Below are 665 nucleotides of genomic sequence, written 5' to 3'. Positions count from 1 at the left end.
TTCTTTGTCGAACTCGTCGCCGCCCAATTTCTTGAAGCCATCTACCATTGTAGAGAATTCTTTCTCGGGGTCAGCAGCTACGATGACTTTGGTAATTGCTTCGTTGAGGTATTTCTTGAGCGCCTCCGAGTTCTTTTGCGAAATCGGTCTTGGCTCCGATAGCGGGACTGCCTTCGGTGTAAACTTGGCAAATATGTCGTTATATTTCTGACTAACATCAGCGTAGTATTTAGCGTCGAACACACCTGCTGGATTCGCTTGAGCTGCTTTCAGCATGGCGTCATATCCCAAGAATGGCTGACCTTGCTGAATAATGGATAGGTCACTTTGCCCTGCGAACCAGATTTCTTTCTTATTTTTTTCCAAATCAATCGGCAAAGTCAGACCTTCCACTGTTTTCCAATGAACGCCTTCAATACCGAACTGCAATGTTTTTATAACGGCAGGGTCGGCCATCCAGTTCAAATACTTCATAGCTGCAATTGCTTGCTCTTCCTTGCTAGCTTTAGGGATCATAATAAACATCCCGTATTTCGCAGCACCGCCAGCAACTTGCTTGCCGTCGGTAGTTATCAGCGGGTCCATTGGCATCCATCTTGCATCCGGCACCGTCTTTCTTGTCGAATCGGTGTGACCCCAGCCACTATCATTGCTTTCTACAATTC

At 46.5% G+C, this 665-nt stretch carries 1 protein-coding gene; it reads right to left on the bottom strand.

Annotation, left to right across the window (positions count from 1 at the left end; all coding sequences use genetic code 11):
* The coding region (locus tag AC1DWB_RS36795; RefSeq protein WP_477545978.1) for a type 2 periplasmic-binding domain-containing protein at nucleotides 1–665 on the bottom strand (665 nt) is incomplete at both ends.

The organism is Paenibacillus sp. P4_E11 (assembly GCF_056401635.1).
This window is presented reverse-complemented; position numbering and strand designations above follow the sequence as displayed.